Annotated in this window: 21 protein-coding genes; 13 read left to right on the forward strand and 8 right to left on the reverse strand. The window is 64.5% G+C overall.

Annotated elements, in window-relative coordinates; translation table 11 throughout:
• Window positions 1-25 precede the first annotated feature (25 nt).
• Entirely contained in the window at window positions 26-958 is a 933-nt protein-coding gene (locus ACSGDB_RS01400; protein ID WP_434992235.1) for an aminoglycoside phosphotransferase family protein, read from the reverse strand.
• Between the two features lie 95 nt (window positions 959-1053).
• On the opposite strand from ACSGDB_RS01400, the gene ACSGDB_RS01405 reads away from it, so the two are divergent.
• On the forward strand, window positions 1054-1500 hold the full coding sequence (locus tag ACSGDB_RS01405) for an NUDIX domain-containing protein (protein WP_434992236.1): 447 nt from the start codon (window positions 1054-1056) through the stop codon (window positions 1498-1500).
• Between the two features lie 54 nt (window positions 1501-1554).
• The gene (locus ACSGDB_RS01410) at window positions 1555-1992 is read left to right on the forward strand and encodes an HIT family protein (RefSeq protein ID WP_434992238.1); all 438 of its coding nucleotides are present in this window, start codon (window positions 1555-1557) and stop codon (window positions 1990-1992) included.
• Window positions 1993-2164: 172 nt separating this feature from the next.
• Here ACSGDB_RS01410 and ACSGDB_RS01415 read toward each other — a convergent pair whose 3' ends face one another.
• On the reverse strand, window positions 2165-2554 hold the full coding sequence (locus tag ACSGDB_RS01415) for a GNAT family N-acetyltransferase (RefSeq protein ID WP_434992239.1): 390 nt from the start codon (window positions 2552-2554) through the stop codon (window positions 2165-2167).
• A gap of 71 nt (window positions 2555-2625) precedes the next feature.
• Between ACSGDB_RS01415 and ACSGDB_RS01420 the strand changes: the two genes are divergently transcribed.
• The 3 genes from ACSGDB_RS01420 (at window position 2626) to ACSGDB_RS01430 (ending at window position 4703) form a co-directional block, all read left to right on the forward strand.
• Window positions 2626-3150: a GNAT family N-acetyltransferase gene (locus tag ACSGDB_RS01420; protein ID WP_434992241.1), complete on the forward strand. Its 525-nt coding sequence runs from the start codon at window positions 2626-2628 to the stop codon at window positions 3148-3150.
• A complete protein-coding gene (locus tag ACSGDB_RS01425) occupies window positions 3147-3770 on the forward strand; it encodes an HAD family hydrolase (RefSeq protein ID WP_434992243.1) in 624 nt (207 codons plus the stop codon). The genes ACSGDB_RS01420 and ACSGDB_RS01425 overlap by 4 nt, the downstream gene beginning before the upstream one ends.
• 159 nt (window positions 3771-3929) lie before the next feature.
• Window positions 3930-4703 carry an ANTAR domain-containing protein gene (locus ACSGDB_RS01430; protein WP_434992245.1) on the forward strand — a complete coding sequence of 258 codons (774 nt, stop codon included), beginning with the start codon at window positions 3930-3932 and terminating at the stop codon, window positions 4701-4703.
• A 77-nt stretch (window positions 4704-4780) separates the two neighbouring features.
• Here ACSGDB_RS01430 and map read toward each other — a convergent pair whose 3' ends face one another.
• A complete protein-coding gene (gene map / locus ACSGDB_RS01435; RefSeq protein ID WP_434992248.1) occupies window positions 4781-5572 on the reverse strand; it encodes a type I methionyl aminopeptidase in 792 nt (263 codons plus the stop codon).
• Between the two features lie 74 nt (window positions 5573-5646).
• Here map and ACSGDB_RS01440 point away from each other — a divergent pair, with 74 nt between their 5' ends.
• Together ACSGDB_RS01440 and ACSGDB_RS01445 are read left to right on the forward strand one after the other, a co-directional pair.
• Window positions 5647-5949, forward strand: coding sequence for a helix-turn-helix domain-containing protein (locus ACSGDB_RS01440; protein ID WP_394253509.1), 303 nt, complete (start codon window positions 5647-5649; stop codon window positions 5947-5949).
• A 96-nt stretch (window positions 5950-6045) separates the two neighbouring features.
• The gene (locus ACSGDB_RS01445) at window positions 6046-6339 is read left to right on the forward strand and encodes a DUF4287 domain-containing protein (protein ID WP_434992250.1); all 294 of its coding nucleotides are present in this window, start codon (window positions 6046-6048) and stop codon (window positions 6337-6339) included.
• A gap of 405 nt (window positions 6340-6744) precedes the next feature.
• Here the strand turns inward: ACSGDB_RS01445 and ACSGDB_RS01450 are convergent, their stop codons facing one another.
• Window positions 6745-7302, reverse strand: coding sequence for an ArsR/SmtB family transcription factor (locus ACSGDB_RS01450; RefSeq protein ID WP_434992253.1), 558 nt, complete (start codon window positions 7300-7302; stop codon window positions 6745-6747).
• 74 nt (window positions 7303-7376) lie between these two features.
• On the opposite strand from ACSGDB_RS01450, the gene ACSGDB_RS01455 reads away from it, so the two are divergent.
• The 4 genes from ACSGDB_RS01455 (at window position 7377) to ACSGDB_RS01470 (ending at window position 11039) form a co-directional block, all read left to right on the forward strand.
• The gene (locus tag ACSGDB_RS01455) at window positions 7377-8645 is read left to right on the forward strand and encodes an MFS transporter (protein WP_434992255.1); all 1269 of its coding nucleotides are present in this window, start codon (window positions 7377-7379) and stop codon (window positions 8643-8645) included.
• Between the two features lie 59 nt (window positions 8646-8704).
• A complete protein-coding gene (locus ACSGDB_RS01460) occupies window positions 8705-9253 on the forward strand; it encodes an adenylyl-sulfate kinase (protein WP_434992258.1) in 549 nt (182 codons plus the stop codon).
• A gap of 148 nt (window positions 9254-9401) precedes the next feature.
• Window positions 9402-10040 carry a hypothetical protein gene (locus ACSGDB_RS01465; RefSeq protein WP_434992260.1) on the forward strand — a complete coding sequence of 213 codons (639 nt, stop codon included), beginning with the start codon at window positions 9402-9404 and terminating at the stop codon, window positions 10038-10040.
• A 420-nt stretch (window positions 10041-10460) separates the two neighbouring features.
• Window positions 10461-11039 carry a dihydrofolate reductase family protein gene (locus ACSGDB_RS01470; protein ID WP_434992262.1) on the forward strand — a complete coding sequence of 193 codons (579 nt, stop codon included), beginning with the start codon at window positions 10461-10463 and terminating at the stop codon, window positions 11037-11039.
• A gap of 164 nt (window positions 11040-11203) precedes the next feature.
• On the opposite strand, the gene ACSGDB_RS01475 is transcribed toward ACSGDB_RS01470, so the two are convergent.
• Window positions 11204-11866: a hypothetical protein gene (locus tag ACSGDB_RS01475; protein ID WP_434992263.1), complete on the reverse strand. Its 663-nt coding sequence runs from the start codon at window positions 11864-11866 to the stop codon at window positions 11204-11206.
• A 967-nt stretch (window positions 11867-12833) separates the two neighbouring features.
• Between ACSGDB_RS01475 and ACSGDB_RS01480 the strand changes: the two genes are divergently transcribed.
• Window positions 12834-13049 (forward strand): AsnC family protein, encoded by a 216-nt coding sequence (locus ACSGDB_RS01480; protein WP_434992265.1) that lies wholly within the window; start codon window positions 12834-12836, stop codon window positions 13047-13049.
• A gap of 245 nt (window positions 13050-13294) precedes the next feature.
• Complete coding sequence (locus ACSGDB_RS01485; protein WP_434992266.1) at window positions 13295-14203, forward strand: serine hydrolase domain-containing protein; 909 nt, start codon at window positions 13295-13297, stop codon at window positions 14201-14203.
• Between the two features lie 125 nt (window positions 14204-14328).
• Here ACSGDB_RS01485 and ACSGDB_RS01490 read toward each other — a convergent pair whose 3' ends face one another.
• The 3 genes from ACSGDB_RS01490 to ACSGDB_RS01500 all read right to left on the reverse strand — a co-directional run bounded on the left by ACSGDB_RS01490 (window position 14329) and on the right by ACSGDB_RS01500 (window position 16774).
• Window positions 14329-14832, reverse strand: coding sequence for a GNAT family N-acetyltransferase (locus ACSGDB_RS01490; protein WP_434992269.1), 504 nt, complete (start codon window positions 14830-14832; stop codon window positions 14329-14331).
• 60 nt (window positions 14833-14892) lie between these two features.
• On the reverse strand, window positions 14893-15423 hold the full coding sequence (locus ACSGDB_RS01495; RefSeq protein ID WP_434992270.1) for a hypothetical protein: 531 nt from the start codon (window positions 15421-15423) through the stop codon (window positions 14893-14895).
• Window positions 15424-15586: 163 nt separating this feature from the next.
• Window positions 15587-16774, reverse strand: coding sequence for an FAD-dependent monooxygenase (locus tag ACSGDB_RS01500; RefSeq protein WP_434992271.1), 1188 nt, complete (start codon window positions 16772-16774; stop codon window positions 15587-15589).
• Window positions 16775-16796 lie beyond the last annotated feature (22 nt).

Here is a 16796-nt window from a genome sequence, read left to right on the forward strand (position 1 = left end):
GTTACCCGGCCGAGAGCCGGTGAGGTCAAAGGGTGCTTGAGGCGGACGGAGCGGGTGGCGCCGAGGGGAAGTCGTTGAGGACGCGCGCGAGGGTGCTTCGGCCGAGGGCGCTCATGCCGGGATTCGTTTCTCGGTAGTACCAGACCAGTCCCATGGCTTGCTGGAAGGCCCAGGCGGCTCCCCGCCGCCATTCCAGCTCACCGATCGCAAGTTCACCTCGTAGGACGTTCCGCCGTCGTTGATCGAGCATGTGCCAGGCGGCGACGAGATCCAGGGCAGGATCGGCGGGACCGAAGCCTCCGGTATCGAGAACACCGACCAGTCGTTCTCCGTCGACGAGGAGGTTGCCGGGTATCAGATCCCCATGGGTCATCACGGTGGAGTCAGCAGCTGGCAGAAGCCGGAAGGCTGCCCACAGGTCGCGCAGACGATCGACGGGCAACAACCCTTCGCTCTGGCGGAAGCAGACCTCCATCCACCCGTCGGAGTCCTGCAGGTTTCCGCCATGGCCGGCACCGGTGAACGTCCGACCCCGTGTGTCAGCGGCTTGAAGGGAACGGATCAGGGTGGCCAGATCGTGGGCGAACCGGTCGGAGTGTTCCAGCCCTTCCGGTGTTGCGACGTCTCCTGGCAGCCAGGTCTGCACGGACCACGGCAGGGGATAGCCGTCCCCCGGCGCCCCGACCGCGACGGGCACGGTTGAGGGAAAGGGACAATACGTGCTCAGCTCCCGCATCGCGGCGGCTTCCCGGGTGAGCTCATCGTTGACCGTGGACGGGTCGGCTGCGCGGAGCGGGAAGCGCGCTGCCAACCCGGTGCCGATCCGGACGATGGCGTTCACCGTCCCGTCCGTCGCGACGTGCTGCATGCGTTCGTCACGCCACTGGGGGAACTGGCTGATGATCAGCCGGCGAGCCATGTCCTCATCGATATGCAGCTGATCGTCATGCATTCCCATGAACGCGACGCTATCCGGTCCTGCGGAGAGCGCCAGCCAAGGCCCCCATGAACGGGACGGCGGGATGCACAGCACAGGATCCGTAGAGTGAGGGGATGGCCCGTGAAGTGCAGAAGGTTGTCTGCTACGTCGTGGAGGAGGGGCACCTTTTGGTGTTCACCCATGACGCAGTCCCGATGACGGAGGCCGGCGTTCAGGTGCCCGCCGGCTCCATCGAACCCGGTGAGACCCCGGAGGAGGCCGCGGTCCGTGAACTCTTTGAGGAAACCGGCCGGCGTGGCCGCATGGCACGAGGGATCGGCACCCAGTACTACGATCTGCGGCCGACCCGAGACGAGATCGCCGTGCGCCACTACGTCCACCTGAGCATGGACGAGGCCGATGTAACAGAGCGGTGGGCGGCGGGAGAAACGGATCCCTCCCACGGCGGAGCAAGTGTCACCTGGACCTGCTGGTGGATGCCACTGGTCGACGCCCACGTGCTCGCGGCGGGTTTCGGCGGTCTCCTCGGGACCATGCTCGAAGAAGGCACAGCCCCGTAGCGGACTCTCAACCGCCCGCTCGCTATCGCGTAGGGCGGATTAGGCTCTCGTCCTATGACAGCCGAGACGGACGCCTGCATCTTCTGTGACATCGTGCGCGGTCAGGCCGGGTCGAACATGGTCTACGAGAACGATGTCGTGGCCGCCTTCATGGACACGAGTCCTGTCACGCCGGGGCATGTACTGGTCGTTCCGCGCCAGCATTGCGCCTACCTGGAGGATGTCAGGGCTGAGGTGGGGGCGGAGATGTTCCGGGTCGCTCATCGGCTTGCCCGGGCGCTGCGTCGCAGCGGGTTGCGGTGCGAGGGAGTGAACATGTTCCTCGCGGACGGTGAGGCCGCGTTCCAGGAAGTGCTCCACTGCCACCTTCATGTGTTCCCGCGGTTCGACGGGGATTCGTTCCGTATCGATGCTGACTGGCAGCGCGTACCCCTGCAGCAGCTCGAAGCACCGGCCCAGCAGCTGCGCAATGGGCTGGAGCTGCTCAGCTGAGGTCTTGGGTGCGCACGGTGGAGTACAGGAGCATGTCTCGTCGCTGGCCGGCGATTTCCTGGTGGGATCTGAGCAGTCCCTCGCGGAGGTACCCGGCCCGCTCGGCCGTCCTGATGGAGGCTGTGTTCCACGGCTCGATGTAGAGCTCTGTCCGGTGCAGCTCGGGGATCGTCTAGGCAAAGGATGTGATGGCGTGCAGCGCATCGGCAGCGAGATGTCGGCCCCTGAAGGGTGGGGCGATGCCGTAGCCGATCTGCGCGCGGCCCGCGGGCCGCTCGCGCACCCACAGGCTGGTGAATCCCGCGCAGCATCCTTTGGTGGTGTCGACGACGGCGAAGGAAAACCCTGCGCCGTCCATGGGCCGGGTCTGCTGCCGGTGGATCCATTGCTGCGCCTGATCGGGTGTCGCATTCAGGGGCAGAGTCCCCGTCGTGGGGACGTAGGGATCCTGGGAGAGTTCCATGGCCATGGGTGCGTCCTCGGCACGGAACGCCCGGAGCGTCACGTTCCCGCAGACCGGGTCGACGGCAGGCCACAGGTCGGTGAGGTCGGGCAGGTCCATCCTCGGAGTCTGCCAGCATCGCGCCCCAGGACCGATAGGCCGGTCGTCGGGTCGACGGATAGGTTGGGGGTATGACCCCCACCGTGCTGCATCTGCGGCCTTTGCAGCACCGGGATGCACCTGCCCTGGCCGGCTGGGGCCGGGATGAGCTTTTCTGCCGGCATGTCGGGTGGGCCGCGACCTCATCCGCCGCCCTGCACGATTTCTGGGTGCGGCAGGTCGAGGACCCGCCGACCGGCTTGATCCGGTTGGCCGTCGAGAACGCGGACGGTGGGGTGGTCGGATACGTGGATCTTCACGGCTCGAACCCCGGCGAGAAGGAGCTCGGGTTCGTCATCGGACCCTCACGCCGCTGGGGGGCCGGGCTTGGCCGACGAGCCGCCGAAGCTGGTCTCACCTACGGCTTCAAGGAACTGGGCCTGGACTGTATCTGGGCGGAAGCCCCGGCCGCGAACACCGCGTCCGTGCGGATCCTTCGCTCCCTTCAGATGCAGGAAACAGGGGAGGGCGGCCCCGGAGTGTTCCTGGGCGAGGACAGCCACTACCTGCACTTCCGTACGAAACGCGCCGACTGGACGGGAAGCCGAGAACGATGAGGATCCCTGCTGGGGTGCGCGGGGTGGTGTTCGACGTCGGCGAGACACTGGTCGACGAGTCCCGCGGCTGGGCCATCCAGGCCGAGCGGGCAGGCGTGACGCCGTTCGCGTTGATGGGGCTCCTCGGGGCGCTGATTGCCCGGGACGAAGACCACCGTCGGGTATGGGATCTAGTGGGAGTCGAGCGCCCCGCGGAGCCTCCACCCATCGAACGAGCCGACCTGTACCCGGACGCGCTTGACTGTCTGCGGGCTGCCAGGGACGCCGGCCTCGTCGTGGGGATCGCCGGGAACCAGCCACGCGGTGTCGAATCCCAGCTCCACGAGTTCGGCTTCGCCGCGGACTTCATCGCTTCCTCCGCCGCCTGGGGCGTCACGAAGCCCTCGGCAGCCTTCTTTGCCCGGATCGTTCAGGCGGCACGGCTCGATGCCGGCGAGATCCTGTACGTCGGGGACCGCCTCGACAACGACATCCTGCCCGCGCGGCAGGCCGGCATGCGAACCGCTTTCCTTCGCCGTGGTCCATGGGGCTACCTCCACGCCCACCGGCCCGAGGTCGGGCTGGCCGACTTGCGCGTCGGGTCCCTGTCCGAGCTGACGACGGCATTCACCGAACGCTGAGCAGATTCCAGCAAGGGATCCCTGAGCGGACGCAAGTCTTGGGGCGGACGCCAATCCTTTTTGGGTTCACATCGGCCCCCCGCCGTTGGCATGATGGTCGCGCTTCCGTTCCCAAGCTGCGCGAAGCATGCTGAGGTACGGGCAGAAAAGGGAAGCGACATGGAACAGCACGACAGCGAAGACGCGGTTGACCCAGGTGATCGGATCCAGGCTTATGCTCGGGGCATTTTCGAGGCGACGGCGGCGGCGTACTCGCTCATGGATCCCGAGTACGTGATCCTCGCCGTGAATCCGGCGTTCGTCGATCTCGTGGGAATGTCAGCGACTGATCTCGTTGGGCGCCAGGCCTTCGAGGTGTTCATCGAAAACCCGTCACAGGCGGAGCAGGGACCGGCCAGGGTCATGCGCGAATCTCTCGAACGAGTGAAGAGAACCGGGCAGAGGGACAGCCTGCTCCTGCACCGGTTCGACATCCCTGATCCTGCCCACCCCGGCGCGTTCCTGGAGCGGTACTGGAGCCCGGTCAACAGCCCCGTCCTGAACGACGAGGGTCACGTCGTCGCTCTTCTGCAGGAGGTGCACGACGTCACCGAGCACCGCGAGGATCTCGTCCGTCTGCTGGCCTATCTCGGTGCTGATCCTGACGCGTCCGACGCGGACCGGAAAGTGCGCTTCACCGAGTACTCGGCGGCGACCATGGTGACGTCCGGTCTCTATCGCTCCGCACGCCGGGAGGTGGAGCAACTGCAGGAAGCCATGAGTTCCCGGGCTGGCATCGAGCAGGCCAAGGGCATCCTCATGGCTCAGCACCACTGCACCAGTGCAGAAGCTTTCCTCCGGCTGGAGAAAATGTCCAACGACGCCCACGTCAAGCTGAAGGACGTCGCAACCGCCATCATCTACCAGGTGACAGCACCGCATAGAGGCGGATAGCCACCCTGCGTCACCTGCGGGCGCGTCCTCAGACAGACTCTCAACAACTCGCCGCACAAAGGGGTCCGTCGCCGAAGCTATTCGCCCGCTGCTCCCTGGTGCGTGGGTAGGGTGAGGATTTCGGCTCCGTTGGTGGTGATGGCGATCGTGTGTTCGCTGTGTGCGGTCCGGCATCCCGTGGCACTGCGCAGAGTCCACCCATCAGGGTCGGTGACGAGTTCGGCGGTGTCCGCCATGACCCAAGGTTCGAGGGCCAACATTAGCCCGGGACGCAACGTGTAGCCGCGGCCCGGCCGGCCCGTGTTGATGATGTGGGGGTCTTGGTGCATGGTCGATCCGATGCCGTGACCGCCGAACTCGGTGTTGATCGGATAGCCGGCCGCGGTGAGGACCGAACCGATCGCGTAGGAGATGTCGCCCGTCCGGGCGCCCGGCCTCGCGGCTGCGATGCCCGCGCTCAAAGCGCGCTGGGTTGCATCGATCATCGCGATGCTCGCGGGCTGTGGAGAGCTGCCCACGACGAAGCTGATGGCGGCGTCCGCCGCGATCCCTCGCAGTGAGACGGCGAGGTCGAGGGTCAACAGGTCGCCATCGGCGAGGGTGTAATCGTGCGGCCGTCCGTGCAGCACGGCGTCATTCACGGCTGTGCAGATATAGTGCCCGAACGGCCCGCGTCCGAAGGGCGGGGCATAGTCGACATAGCAGGACTGCGCCCCGGCCTCGACGATCATGTCCCGGGTCCACCGGTCGATATCCAGAAGATTCGTGCCGACCCTGCTGCGGGTCTTCATCGCCTGGAGGATGTTCGCGACGAGGGCGCCCGTGTCCCTCGCCCGAGAGATCTCCGCGGAAGTCAGGATCTCGATCATAGAAACGCACCCGCTCTCATTGCATGCTCCAATTACTATCCCGGTAAGACTATCCCGGTATTAGAATCGGTGTCATGGTCAGACTGCCTCTCACTCCCGCCGACATAGAGCGCGGCGAACGACTCGGCGCACTCCTGCGGCGTGCCAGAGCCGACCGGTCAATTCTTCATACGGCGCTGGCGGCGGGTGTCTCCCCGGAGACCCTGCGGAAGATCGAGACGGGGCGGGTGGCGACCCCGGCGTTCTCGACGATCGCTGCCGTCGCTGGCGTCCTCGGTCTGTCCCTCGATACCTTGTGGGCCGAGATCAACGACGCTGGGACCAACGGCGACTCAGCCGCCGTTGAGTCGCAAGGGAGCCAGAGGCTGGCCTCGTGATGCCCATTGCTGGCACCCCGTGGATTGTTGCTCAACGCGATCGGCTAGCGAACTCCCAGGGGATGCGGCACACTGGCCGGTGGAAAGGGGACATCGATGTCGTTTCAGGCCTACCTCGATACGGTCGAGAAGAAGACGGGGCTTACACCTCGCCAGCTGGTTGAAATGGCGCGTCGGCGCGGTTTGGGTCCCGAGGCCAAGGCTGGGCCCATTCTCGCCTGGCTGTCGGAGGAATATGGGCTTGGGCGGGGCCATGGCATGGCCATGGTTCGTGTCATCACGAGGGGCGACGGCATCGATAGCAAACACATCGGTACGGGGGGCACCCACAGTGACGCGAAGGATCACCTGTGGCTGGATGGTGTCGCCACCAAGCCAGAGGGCTACTGAGCGGCCGACGCTCTGCATTGACCACAGCCCGTACTCGACCTGCTCAGAGTAGGAACCACCGGGCATCGGGCATCTCGCCGGAGTCTCATGTCCCCTTATGGATCGCCCTACGGACGGTAACGCCTACTCAGCAATTCTGGATGGCGTCCTGCTGCTGGCCAGTGCCGGACGTCTCAGGGGACGAGTCGAAGACGTACGCAAGCGAGCCGCTTCCCAAAAGTAGGAACAGGGCGGCGACTCCGCAGACCAACACCCACATAAATCGCTTCTCTTGAGAAGTCATGAGCACGTCCTTACACCGCTGATGGCGCTATCTGTTCCCAGACGACGTCCCACTAGCCGATCCTTCATTGCGGCGTTTTGAGGTGGTGGTCTCGCGGATTAGTCCTTGAACGGATCGAGGTCCTAGTCGGGTGTCCGATGTAGGACGAAAATGCCGCCGTATGCGGGCTGGTCGGATCGTTGCCTGTCGCTGTCGGTGTATTCGCTCAGGATGGCGTCGACGCGGGTGATGAGGTCCTCGGCGTCTTCCGCGGAGAGGTGCAGTACGAAGCGTGAAAGGCTCGCGAGTGCGTCCGGGCCCGCTTCGGTCAGTTCGTCCCGGAACGCCTCGACCGGCGCCAGGGGACCGTCCGGACCGGCATCGCCGAGGGCGGTATCCAGATTCCAGGACCGCCCGGTGGACCGGTACGGCTTCTCCAGGGCGCCGCTGGCTCCGGTGCGGACCTCGGCCGGTTCGAGGAACCCGGTCGAGAGCAGTTGCCGCACGTGATAGAGCACTGTTCCCGGATCCTGGCCCAGCCGGTCGGCGAGCTGCTTGTTGGTCAGTTCCTGCAGTCCGCACAGGCGCAGGATCCTCAAGCGCAGCGGATGGGCCAGCGCCTTGATCTCCCGGGCCGTGGCAGCCGGCTTCCCAGTCCGGGTTGCCTGCCCGTCCGCGCCCAACGGTGCCGTGTCGCTCATGCGCCCATCCTACCGTCCGATGTACGCAAATCTATCACCTTGAAGTTTATCAATCGCTGTGGAAGGGTCCATGCATGACTCCTCGGGCAACGCAGGCAGCGCAGGCAGCACAGGCGGATAAGACGGTGCGGGCGCCGTTGGGCGCCTCCTATTGGAAGCTGTGGGCGTCCTCGGGGCTGTCGAATCTCGCCGACGGGGTGTTCAAGATCGCGCTGCCGCTGCTGGCCATCGAGCTCACCCAGTCGCCTGTCCTGATTGCCGGGCTCAGTGTCGCAGCGACGCTTCCCTGGCTTCTGTTCGCCCTGACCGCCGGGGCGCTGGCCGACCGGTCGGACCGGCGCAGGCTCATGGTGTGGGCCAACCTCGGCCGGGCCGTACTGCCGGCCCTGCTGGTGGGCGCGATTGTGCTCGAGTGGGGGTCCCTCTGGGCCCTGTACGTTGTCGCGCTGATGGTGGGTGTGGCCGAAACGCTCTATGACACCTCCGCCCAGTCGATCATTCCCCAGCTCGTGCGCCGGGATCAGCTCTCGCGCGCCAACGGCCGGTTGTACGGTGTCGAGCTCGTCACCAACCAGTTCATCGGGCCGCCGCTGGGCGGGCTGCTGGTGGCCCTCGGCGTCGTTGCCGCCTTCGCCATGCCGGCGGCACTATGGCTTGCCGCGGCCGGCGGCCTGCTGCTGGTGCGGGGATCGTTCCGTACCGAACGCGAGCACACGACGACATTGCGCTTCGACATCGGCGAAGGGCTGCGCTTCCTCCGGGGCCATAGGATCCTTCGCACCCTCGCGGTGATGACCGGGGTGTTCAACTTCGCCTCCAGCGCCGCCTTCGCGGTCCTGGTGCTCTTCGCCGTCGGCCCGGCCTCACCGATGGGGCTCACCGCCACGGGCTTCGGCCTCCTGTTGACGACCTCGGCCCTGGGTTCGCTGGTCGGCTCGTTCATCGCCGAACGGGTCGAGGCCAGGCTCGGCCGGGCGGCGTCGCTGACCCTGGCGATCCTCGGGGTCGCCCTGACTGTCGGGGCGCCCGCCCTCACCGACAACCCCTACGTCCTCGGACCCGTCTTCTTCCTCGGAGGGATGCTGGTCGTGCTGTGGAATGTCATCACCGTGTCCCTGCGCCAACGCATCACACCCAACCGGCTGCTCGGGAGGGTCAACAGCGTCTACCGGCTGCTGGCCTGGGGCACCATGCCGCTCGGAGCCGCAGCCGGCGGCCTGCTGGCCCAGGGGCTCGGCCTGCAACCCATGTTCGCCATCATGGGAATACTGACCCTGACACTGCTGGCACTGATGCCCATCCTCACCAATAAGGCAATCACCGCCGCCGACACCCAGCCATGAGCCAATCTGCCACCGGGCACCCTTGCGTGAAGCTCCTGCCGGCTAGCACAGTTGGCCCAATGCGCTCCCACGTCCTATTCATCAGCGGCCGCTCCGGTGTCGGCAAATCCACTTCCGCGCTGGCCCTCCATGAACAACTCATCGATATGAACATCCAGCACGCGGTCATCGAGGGCGATTACCTCGACCTCGCTCACCCGGCCCCACATGAGGCGTTCCCCGCAGCGAACCTCGCTGAGCAGAACCTTGCCGCCATGTGGTCCGCGTACCGGTCCCTTGGATACCACCGCCTCATCTACACGAACACCGTGGCCGCACTCATGTCCGCGGATCTTGCTGCAGCCATGGGAGATGACCCGATCGTGACAGCAGTCCTGCTGCGCAGCAGTGGCAGGCACGCCCACTCACGGCTGGAACGCCGCAACCACGAGGCAATCGACGCCGGGTTGCTTGACCACAGTGCTGCCATGGGAAGACGACTCGATGAGGAGGCTCCTACCTTCGTCCACCGCATCGATACTGACGAACTCAATCCATCAGAGGTCGCGGCACAATTGTTCGCTCTTGCTGGATGGGGTACGCAATCGCCCGTCACCGAGGCACCGTAACCGCCGTTCGCAGAACGATCGGCTTGCGGCTATCGCCGCCGACCGCATTCCGAAGACGGTTGATTCGGCTGGCCGACGTGTCCTATCGACACGACACAAGCTCATTCTCACCTACACATTGTCTATTCAGCCCTAGGGTGACCTTGATGTGCAGAGCGCCCTGCGCAACGCCGAACCGAACAGGGGGACGGACTTAGAATCATCGAAGCTCAGCCGGGACGCGCGAGATGCGTACTTTCCTGAGTTGACCGAACGGGAGGGGCGCATTCTCAGAGCGCTGATAGTCCGGACCCTGAATGATCGTGGTGTTCAAGACACCGATCGAGGCGATCATCTCGAGGCGGGCGAGCGTACCTTCGCTTTGATGCTGTTCACGCGGCGGGCCGCCGTCCTCGACAGAGCCGCCTGGCCACAGATGGTAGCGGATCTGGTCTCCTCCCTTCTCTCCGATCGACCAGCGCCGGACGACCTGACACGTGATGACATGCTCTCCCGCGTGCTACCGCGGCTTTGGCCGGCGGAGGCCTTCCCGGAGGACGACTATCCGTCGCCGTCCTATCGCCTGTTCATCGGTAATCTCTCGCCGCTGACCGTCATCAGCTTCGGCGACTCCGCCGGCCTGGTCGATGACGCCGCGTTCGCCAGCAGGGGTGGTCCTGACGTCGCGTGGGACAGGGCGATAGGAAACCTCCGCGCGGAGCAGACCCCGGTCCCCGAGACCGCTGAGCACGAGAACGGATCCCTGTTCTCCTTCGAAGGCGGACCGGCCTACCTCTCCTCCTGGTGATCCGATCCTGGCGAGTTCGCCCGACGCAGCGCACTCCGCCCGGGTCGGCTCGGCTTGTTGATGTCGGCGCCCGGGGCGAACATGCTCGCCGTCCACCGCCTGAGCGATCAATCCACTCCCGCGGATCTCGAGCTGATGCTGACGTTCACCCGCGACATCCATGCGATGCATTCCGACCCGCTGGGAACAGGTGTGTTCTGGGCCTGGGGGGACAGCATCCGTCTCATCGCCGACTCCGACGGAAAGCGCCGGGAATATGATCTCCCGAGTCTCCTCGGACACTTGCAACCGGTCCCACGACGCGCTCCATCCCGCATTCCCCGATGGCTGCGGGGTCGTTAGGCGAGCCTGCCTGAAACCGGCGCGTGACGTTCGCTAGCGGATCCTTCGTGAACACCCGAAAGATGGCAGGTTCTTCCTGTGGCGCAGTCGTGGAAACCGTGCCAGCCTAAGTCGATGCGGCCTCTGCGATATTCGATCAACGTCTCGCTCGACGGCTGCGTCGACCACATGGCCGGCACCCCGGACGAACAGTCCCATAATTACGCAGCCCGAACCATAGCTCGTGCCGACGCGATTATCCTTGGCCGCACCACCTACGAGCTGATGGAATTCTGGCGTACGGCGGAGGACTTACCGCCATGGATGAAGCCGTTTCAGGAGTCGATCAACGCGGTCAAGAAGTACCTCGTCTCGAGCACGCGTGAACCGGACGGTTGGAACACCGAATCGCTGACCGGTGACCCCGTCGCGGCGATCAGGACGCTGAAGGAGCGGCCGGGCGAAGGACTGTATGTCGGGGGCGTAACGCTGCCCCTCGCTTTGGCCGACGCAGGACTCATCGACGAGTACGAGTTCGTCAGGTACCCCACACTCGTGGGCCACGGACCCAGGCTTTTCGACGGTCTCGGCGGACCTCTGGATCTGCAACTGGTCGGAATCACAGAGTTCGCCTCCGGTGTACGAGCGGAGCGCTACATTCCGGCCGGTAGCTCATAGCCGCCCTCGCCAAGGAGTCCGAACTCAGAGAGCCGGTACCGCCCCACGCTGATCTCGAAGGATCACAGTGGGCGAGCCGATCACGGCTACTAGACAGGAGCGCTGGTCGATCTTCCAACGGTGACCCGCTCGAGGATCCCGCTACGGGCATTGGCAGGTGAGCTTTAGAAGTCCTCGGAAGGAACCATGTCTGATGCGCGGATGAGGTAGGAGTCCAGATCGGGGGCCGCAAGTATCCTGCCGGCGGTGGCGAGGTCACAGCCGACGATGAGGCTTCGTGCGTATAGGTCCTGACCGACGCACCACCGGAGATCTTTCGGCCACCAGTACATGGGAACCCGGCCAGCGTCGGTGACGGGAACAACCGCAGTCCCTCTCTCGTCGACAAGGATGCCCGAGTAGAGCGCCATTTTTCGTCCGGAGGGGGAGAACTCGATGGTCGCTTGGCTGTTTGATTTGGCATAACCGATCCAGCTCGCGAAGTAGTGGCGGTCCTCGCTAACCCGGAGCTCACGGATCAGTGCTGTTACGAGACTCGGATGAGGGTCACCCATCCCGGGTTCTGCGTTGTCGGGCGACAGAGCGGTGCCGAGGTGTGCTTTCAGTTCGTCCCATTGCATCCAAGGACTCGGTTCGAGACCGTTCCGTCCAACCATGTCCGACCACGAGACGATTGATCCATCACCGAATTCGGCAGGGTTGAGGATCCGCAGGTACCGCTCATAGCCAGGGGGGACGATTGACGTGACAAGGTTGCCGGTGCGATCCAGTGAAGTGGCCAGCGGCTCAGCGATTTGACCATCTACCTCGTGCTGCAGAGAACTCATGGCAACCCTTCCGTCGAAGTCACCTTACTGCCCGTCTATGGCGCGCAAGCCGATGCCCTTCCGTGCATTTCAGTGCGGGTGAAACGCACGCCGTCCCATTCACTCGCTCCTTAGCAGCGGCAGGAATGACCGTTTTGGCAAGCGAGGGACCGTTCATCGGCCAGGCCGCCGCGGGGGAGGTGTAGTTCATCTGGCTGCTATGCGATCCGGTACGGTCGGTCAGATGACGCAGCATGCAGGTCAGCAGGGAGGCCCGGGGTTTCCTATTCGACTCTTTCCAGGCTTCCCGTTACCGAGCACTGACTATGCAGAATTTGTTACTGAACTTGGATCTAAGGGTGGTTTAGATCAGTCAATTGTTGTAGCGCACTCCCGCGGTGCTCTGGACGCCCTGGCCTCGAACGCATCTTCGCAGGCGCCTCTGTTTCTACTCGCCCCCAGCGTTCCACGCTGCAGACGCGGGACTGTGCTCCTCAGAACGTCGCTCTCGCTGGTTGGGAGCATCCCGGTCGTACGAGAATGGGCAGCCCGCCGCCTGCGGCACGCGACCTATCGCCGCTACGGTGCCGAGCGGCCGCCCGGTCCGCCACTGGTTCTCAGGGCGGCTGCGAACCGGCTGCGATCGACGCCGTTGGTGGGTGCACGTACTGATCTACCCCCAGTGATAGTCGTAGTTTCCGAAGACGACTCCCGATATACAGATCAGCTCCTCCTTGCAGCACGGCTCGGGGCCACGGTCATTCACCACCAAGGAGGTCACCTGTTTCCGATTACACACCCGTTGTCCGCCGCATCGGCTGTTCGCGCTGCTTTAGCGTCCGGCTAACCATTCCTTAGATCCATCGAATACATCGCTGCGCATGCGGAAAGTGGTCGCGCGTCGCTCGACCGGCGCTCCGCGCTGGGCAACAGATTTTGCCGTGGAACTCATCGCCGGCTTGCGATATCGGTCAACTATCATTGACGGATGACCGCAGAGAAACTCTATGGGCTCGTCGATTCCCTCCCTGGCAAGGGGCCGGCTGACGCGCTGCGGACCGTCGCCCAGCTCCGGGGCGAGGTAGCGCGCACCGAGGCGGGTCTCGTCCGCAGCGCGCGTCAGGCCGGCCTGTCGTGGGAGGCAATAGCGGCGTGTCTGGGCGTGACGAAGCAGGCCGTGCACCGCAAGTACGGCAAGCAGTAAAGCCAGCGGCGACGTAGCGGCATCGAGGACTTAGAAGGCGCACGAGCGTAAAGCGTCAATAAATGTTGACGGCGGGGGTTTGGTCCATTAGGTTGAGCGAAAGGAAGCGTCAACTCGTATTGACAAGCTCCTGACCTAAACGACTGTGTTTGGCTCACGCGGAGGATCTCATGCAGGCACGGGAATGGACAGGGGACGCGGAATTACTCGGGGCGGCCAATCGGGTACTCCGACCATCGTGGCCGGTGGCGATCGCGGTCGCCTCTTCGCGGCGGGTCCTCATTGCCACTGCGGGGACCGATGCGGAGTCCACATTCGAGATCGGGTCAGTCTCGAAGGCGCTCACCGGCCTGCTGTACTCCGACGCGCTGGAGCGCGGCGTCGTTTCACCGACGACGACACTGGGGGAGGTGCTTCCCCTTGACGGCTTCGGGCCGATCGCCGCGGTGTCTCTCGGCTCATTGGCCGTCCACCGATCCGGCCTTCCACGCCTGGCCCCCGGGATGTCCGTTCTGCGACGCAGTCTGGCGTTCTCGATCCGCGGGGCGAATCCATACGGCGAGACCGTCGCTGAGCTCGTGGAGCAGACGCGGGGCGTACGTGTAGGGTCGCCGCGGCCCCGGTACTCGAACCTCGGCTTTCAACTTCTCGGGCACGCGACCGCGAGTGCTGACGGGCGCGGTTATGGCCGCCTCCTCCATGAGGTTCTTGGCCCCAGGTATTCGACGCCGTCGCGTCAGGACGACCTTGACGATGCCGACCTCCAGGGGGCCTCCCGGCTCGGCCGCCTCGTCGAGCCGTGGGTCGGCGAGGCTCTGGCTCCCGCGGGCGGCATCCGGGCGAGCGTCAGCACCATAGGTGGCCTCCTGCGGTCGATTCTGGATCACACTGCTCCGGGTCTCACCGCGCTTAGGCCCGTTGCGGATTTCTCCCCGGGGGTCCGGATTGGTGTCGCGTGGATCACTGTTCCGTATCGCGGCCGGACGATCACGTGGCACAACGGTGCGACTGGGGGATTCAGCAGCTGGATCGGTATCGACCGGGAGGCCGGCGTGGGTGTGGCTGTGCTTTCCGCGCGGCACGGAGCGGTGGATCGGCCGGGCTTTCGCCTCCTCGAGGAGATCGCTACCAGCGGATCAGCCGTGCTCGGCTGACGCGGCCGCACTCGATCGGGTTTGTCACTCATCTGAAAGCAGTGCGCGACCAGATTCGGGCTCCCAGCCGTTCCTTGAACGATCCTCAGCGGAACACCGTCGCCGCATAAGCGATCGACCTGATCTCAAAGTGGGCGGCTCATGACGACTCGGGGCCAAGCATCTAGCCCTGCAGAGGCTTCGTGTTGTCGTATTTCCTGCAGACCAGGAGTGATGTGGTCTGATGGGATGATTTCGAAACCGAGGCGCGCGTAGTAGGGCGCGTTCCAAGGAACGTCCGCGAAAGTGGTGAGCGTCAGCACCGCGTACCCCTGCTGCTTCGCCCATTCCGCCGCAACCTCGATAAGCTGGCGGCCCTTGCCACGGCCTGCATGGGATGGATGTACCGAGACCTGCTCGATGTGTGCCGAGCCGTCGATGACATCTAGGAGGAGGTAGGCAAGGGGGCGATCAACTTCATCAGTGTCGACCCATGCTCTGCCCTCACGTTGGTACCGAAGTAGTTCGGGAATCGGCATTGTTTCGCCGTCAGCAACCGTCTCCATTCCTTCATTACGGAACACGGCATCGGCAGCTCGCTCGATGTCGGACAGCACCTCGACGTCATCTACCTGCGCAAGTCGAATCATTCACCCATTGAAACGCATGGCCACCGGCAACGTCCGTCCGTCCGTGCGTAGGCCGATCGTTCACCGTAGGCGAGTGGTGCGGCGCTCCAGTGATCCTATAGACATGGAAATTTCGTGGTGAGACACAATGACCGTCTTCGTATCATCGAGGATCCACTTCGATTTGATTACCTTGCCCTTTCTGGTCCAGTCCTCTCGTACCAGTGGGCGATGAAGCTGATCCTCTATCCATGCTGCGGCCTTTTCCGCGCACTCCGTTGGCGAGAGCGCCACACCTCCGATCAGGAGATCACCTTCGTCTTGCCCTTGCCCCTCCAGCAGGTGGTCATCGCCCCACTCTCCACTTACCAGTGGAGCGCCAGCCCGATCAGGCCAGTAAGCGATTTGGAGCGTGCACTGATTGTGGGGCACTACGACGCCGGGCACCTGCAGAACGATCACCAACGGGATCAGTCCGCCAACTAGGTCGAAAGCGTCAGGTCCGGCACCGGGAATTCTCCATCCGTTCGTAATCTCGGCGAATCGACGCGCAAACTCCTGACCCTCAGGAGACTGAGGCTCACGTCCGGAAAGTGCGGCGGGTGCAGTCATGCGTCAATCCTATGCGGGGAGGTTCAGCGCCTGCCCGTATGCCGGTCCTCCACCGCGACACTGAGGGCGGGGGCGGTGTTGAACCACTTGACCTACTTGCGTGTGGATCGCAGTGGAAAGTGGCGTGGTTTCCGCAGCGTTATATGGCCGATCAACGTCCGCATCAGGATCGTCTGGCGAACGAGCGGCTGAAGCCTTGTCCTGATTGGACGAGGCTCCGGGCGCTGCGAAGACGCGCGTTCTCATAAGCCTGCAAGGCTGCGGGTGTGGTGCCGTGGTCGGTGATCGCTTCGGCGAGGGCCTCGGCGTCGTAGAGGGATTCCGAGAATCCGCTGCCGGTCATGGGCGTCGGAACGTGCGCAGCATCGCCGATGATCGCTGCACGGCTCCGTACGAGTCGTGTCGGGACGTATTCGGCGATGGGGGTACCGATCACTGCTTTGCGTTCGATGCTGTCGAGGATGGCCTGGCTCCAGGGTGCAGGGAAAAGGTTCTGTGCTTGTCGGGCGAGCTCGCGGTATGTCGTGTTGGGTATGCCGGCTGGCATCAGCGAGTGTCGTACGACGCTGCCTTTGACGCTTCCGCTGGATCTGAGCAGGTCGTTCCTGCTGGAGTCGTACCAGGCCCAGCCAAGGCGTCGGTGCCCGGGAGCGAGGGAACCATCAGCGCCTGGAAGCGGGTAGCCGAGCAGGGTGTCGCCGCCGCCGCCGAGGAAGGCGACATCTGTTGGCCATCGGCGGTGGTCGATGGCCGATTCGTCGGCGATTCCGATCCAGATGACGTAACCGGCGAACGCGGCATCGGGGTGATCGGGGGAGATGTGTTGGCGCACGGTACTGCGGTGGCCGTCGGCCCCGATCACGATGTCCGCTGACATGGTTTGCCCGTCAGCGGTGGCCACGGAGGCGGCGTGCGCGTCCTGGGAGATTTTGCTGACGGTGGTGTTCTGCAGCAACTCGATGAGGGGGTTCGTGTCGACTGCGGCGCGCAGCGCTGAATGGACGGCGAACCACGTCTGGATACCCGGGGCCAGAGGTTGCGGCACCTGCGAGGCGTCGAGGCCGGTGATGCGTTCAAGGAGGCCGTCGGGGGCGTGGAGGGCAGCACCGGTGCGGCCGGTGTCCGTGGACCGTTCGATCATGGTGACTTTGAGGCCTGCCCTGGCGAGCGTCAGGGCGCTCATGAGGCCACTGAGGGAAGCGCCGACGACGATGGCGGTCCCGGAGACGTGGTCGAGCGTTGTGGTGGACGGCGTGCTGGATGGGGTGGTGGTGGGTGTGGGGCGGTGCTGGGTGTGCACGGTGTTTTTTCCTGTCGTGGTGTGCTGGGTGCCCCGGCTTTCCCGATGCACGGGCCCGCTAATAGGCGGGCCC

Origin of the sequence: Arthrobacter sp. Ld5 (assembly GCF_051172775.1) — a bacterium.
GTDB lineage: Bacteria > Actinomycetota > Actinomycetes > Actinomycetales > Micrococcaceae > Arthrobacter_D.

Coding starts and splice junctions, on each gene's coding strand:
- ACSGDB_RS01400 (WP_434992235.1), bottom strand. CDS start 958: ATGGGAATGCATGACGATCAGCTGCATATCGATGAGGACATGGCTCGC.
- map (WP_434992248.1), bottom strand. CDS start 5,572: ATGATCGAGATCCTGACTTCCGCGGAGATCTCTCGGGCGAGGGACACG.
- ACSGDB_RS01460 (WP_434992258.1), top strand. CDS start 8,705: ATGCGCTCCCACGTCCTATTCATCAGCGGCCGCTCCGGTGTCGGCAAA.
- ACSGDB_RS01410 (WP_434992238.1), top strand. CDS start 1,555: ATGACAGCCGAGACGGACGCCTGCATCTTCTGTGACATCGTGCGCGGT.
- ACSGDB_RS01495 (WP_434992270.1), bottom strand. CDS start 15,423: ATGACTGCACCCGCCGCACTTTCCGGACGTGAGCCTCAGTCTCCTGAG.
- ACSGDB_RS01455 (WP_434992255.1), top strand. CDS start 7,377: ATGACTCCTCGGGCAACGCAGGCAGCGCAGGCAGCACAGGCGGATAAG.
- ACSGDB_RS01405 (WP_434992236.1), top strand. CDS start 1,054: ATGGCCCGTGAAGTGCAGAAGGTTGTCTGCTACGTCGTGGAGGAGGGG.
- ACSGDB_RS01415 (WP_434992239.1), bottom strand. CDS start 2,554: ATGGACCTGCCCGACCTCACCGACCTGTGGCCTGCCGTCGACCCGGTC.
- ACSGDB_RS01440 (WP_394253509.1), top strand. CDS start 5,647: ATGGTCAGACTGCCTCTCACTCCCGCCGACATAGAGCGCGGCGAACGA.
- ACSGDB_RS01475 (WP_434992263.1), bottom strand. CDS start 11,866: ATGAGTTCTCTGCAGCACGAGGTAGATGGTCAAATCGCTGAGCCGCTG.
- ACSGDB_RS01445 (WP_434992250.1), top strand. CDS start 6,046: ATGTCGTTTCAGGCCTACCTCGATACGGTCGAGAAGAAGACGGGGCTT.
- ACSGDB_RS01450 (WP_434992253.1), bottom strand. CDS start 7,302: ATGAGCGACACGGCACCGTTGGGCGCGGACGGGCAGGCAACCCGGACT.
- ACSGDB_RS01430 (WP_434992245.1), top strand. CDS start 3,930: ATGGAACAGCACGACAGCGAAGACGCGGTTGACCCAGGTGATCGGATC.
- ACSGDB_RS01420 (WP_434992241.1), top strand. CDS start 2,626: ATGACCCCCACCGTGCTGCATCTGCGGCCTTTGCAGCACCGGGATGCA.
- ACSGDB_RS01490 (WP_434992269.1), bottom strand. CDS start 14,832: ATGATTCGACTTGCGCAGGTAGATGACGTCGAGGTGCTGTCCGACATC.
- ACSGDB_RS01425 (WP_434992243.1), top strand. CDS start 3,147: ATGAGGATCCCTGCTGGGGTGCGCGGGGTGGTGTTCGACGTCGGCGAG.
- ACSGDB_RS01480 (WP_434992265.1), top strand. CDS start 12,834: ATGACCGCAGAGAAACTCTATGGGCTCGTCGATTCCCTCCCTGGCAAG.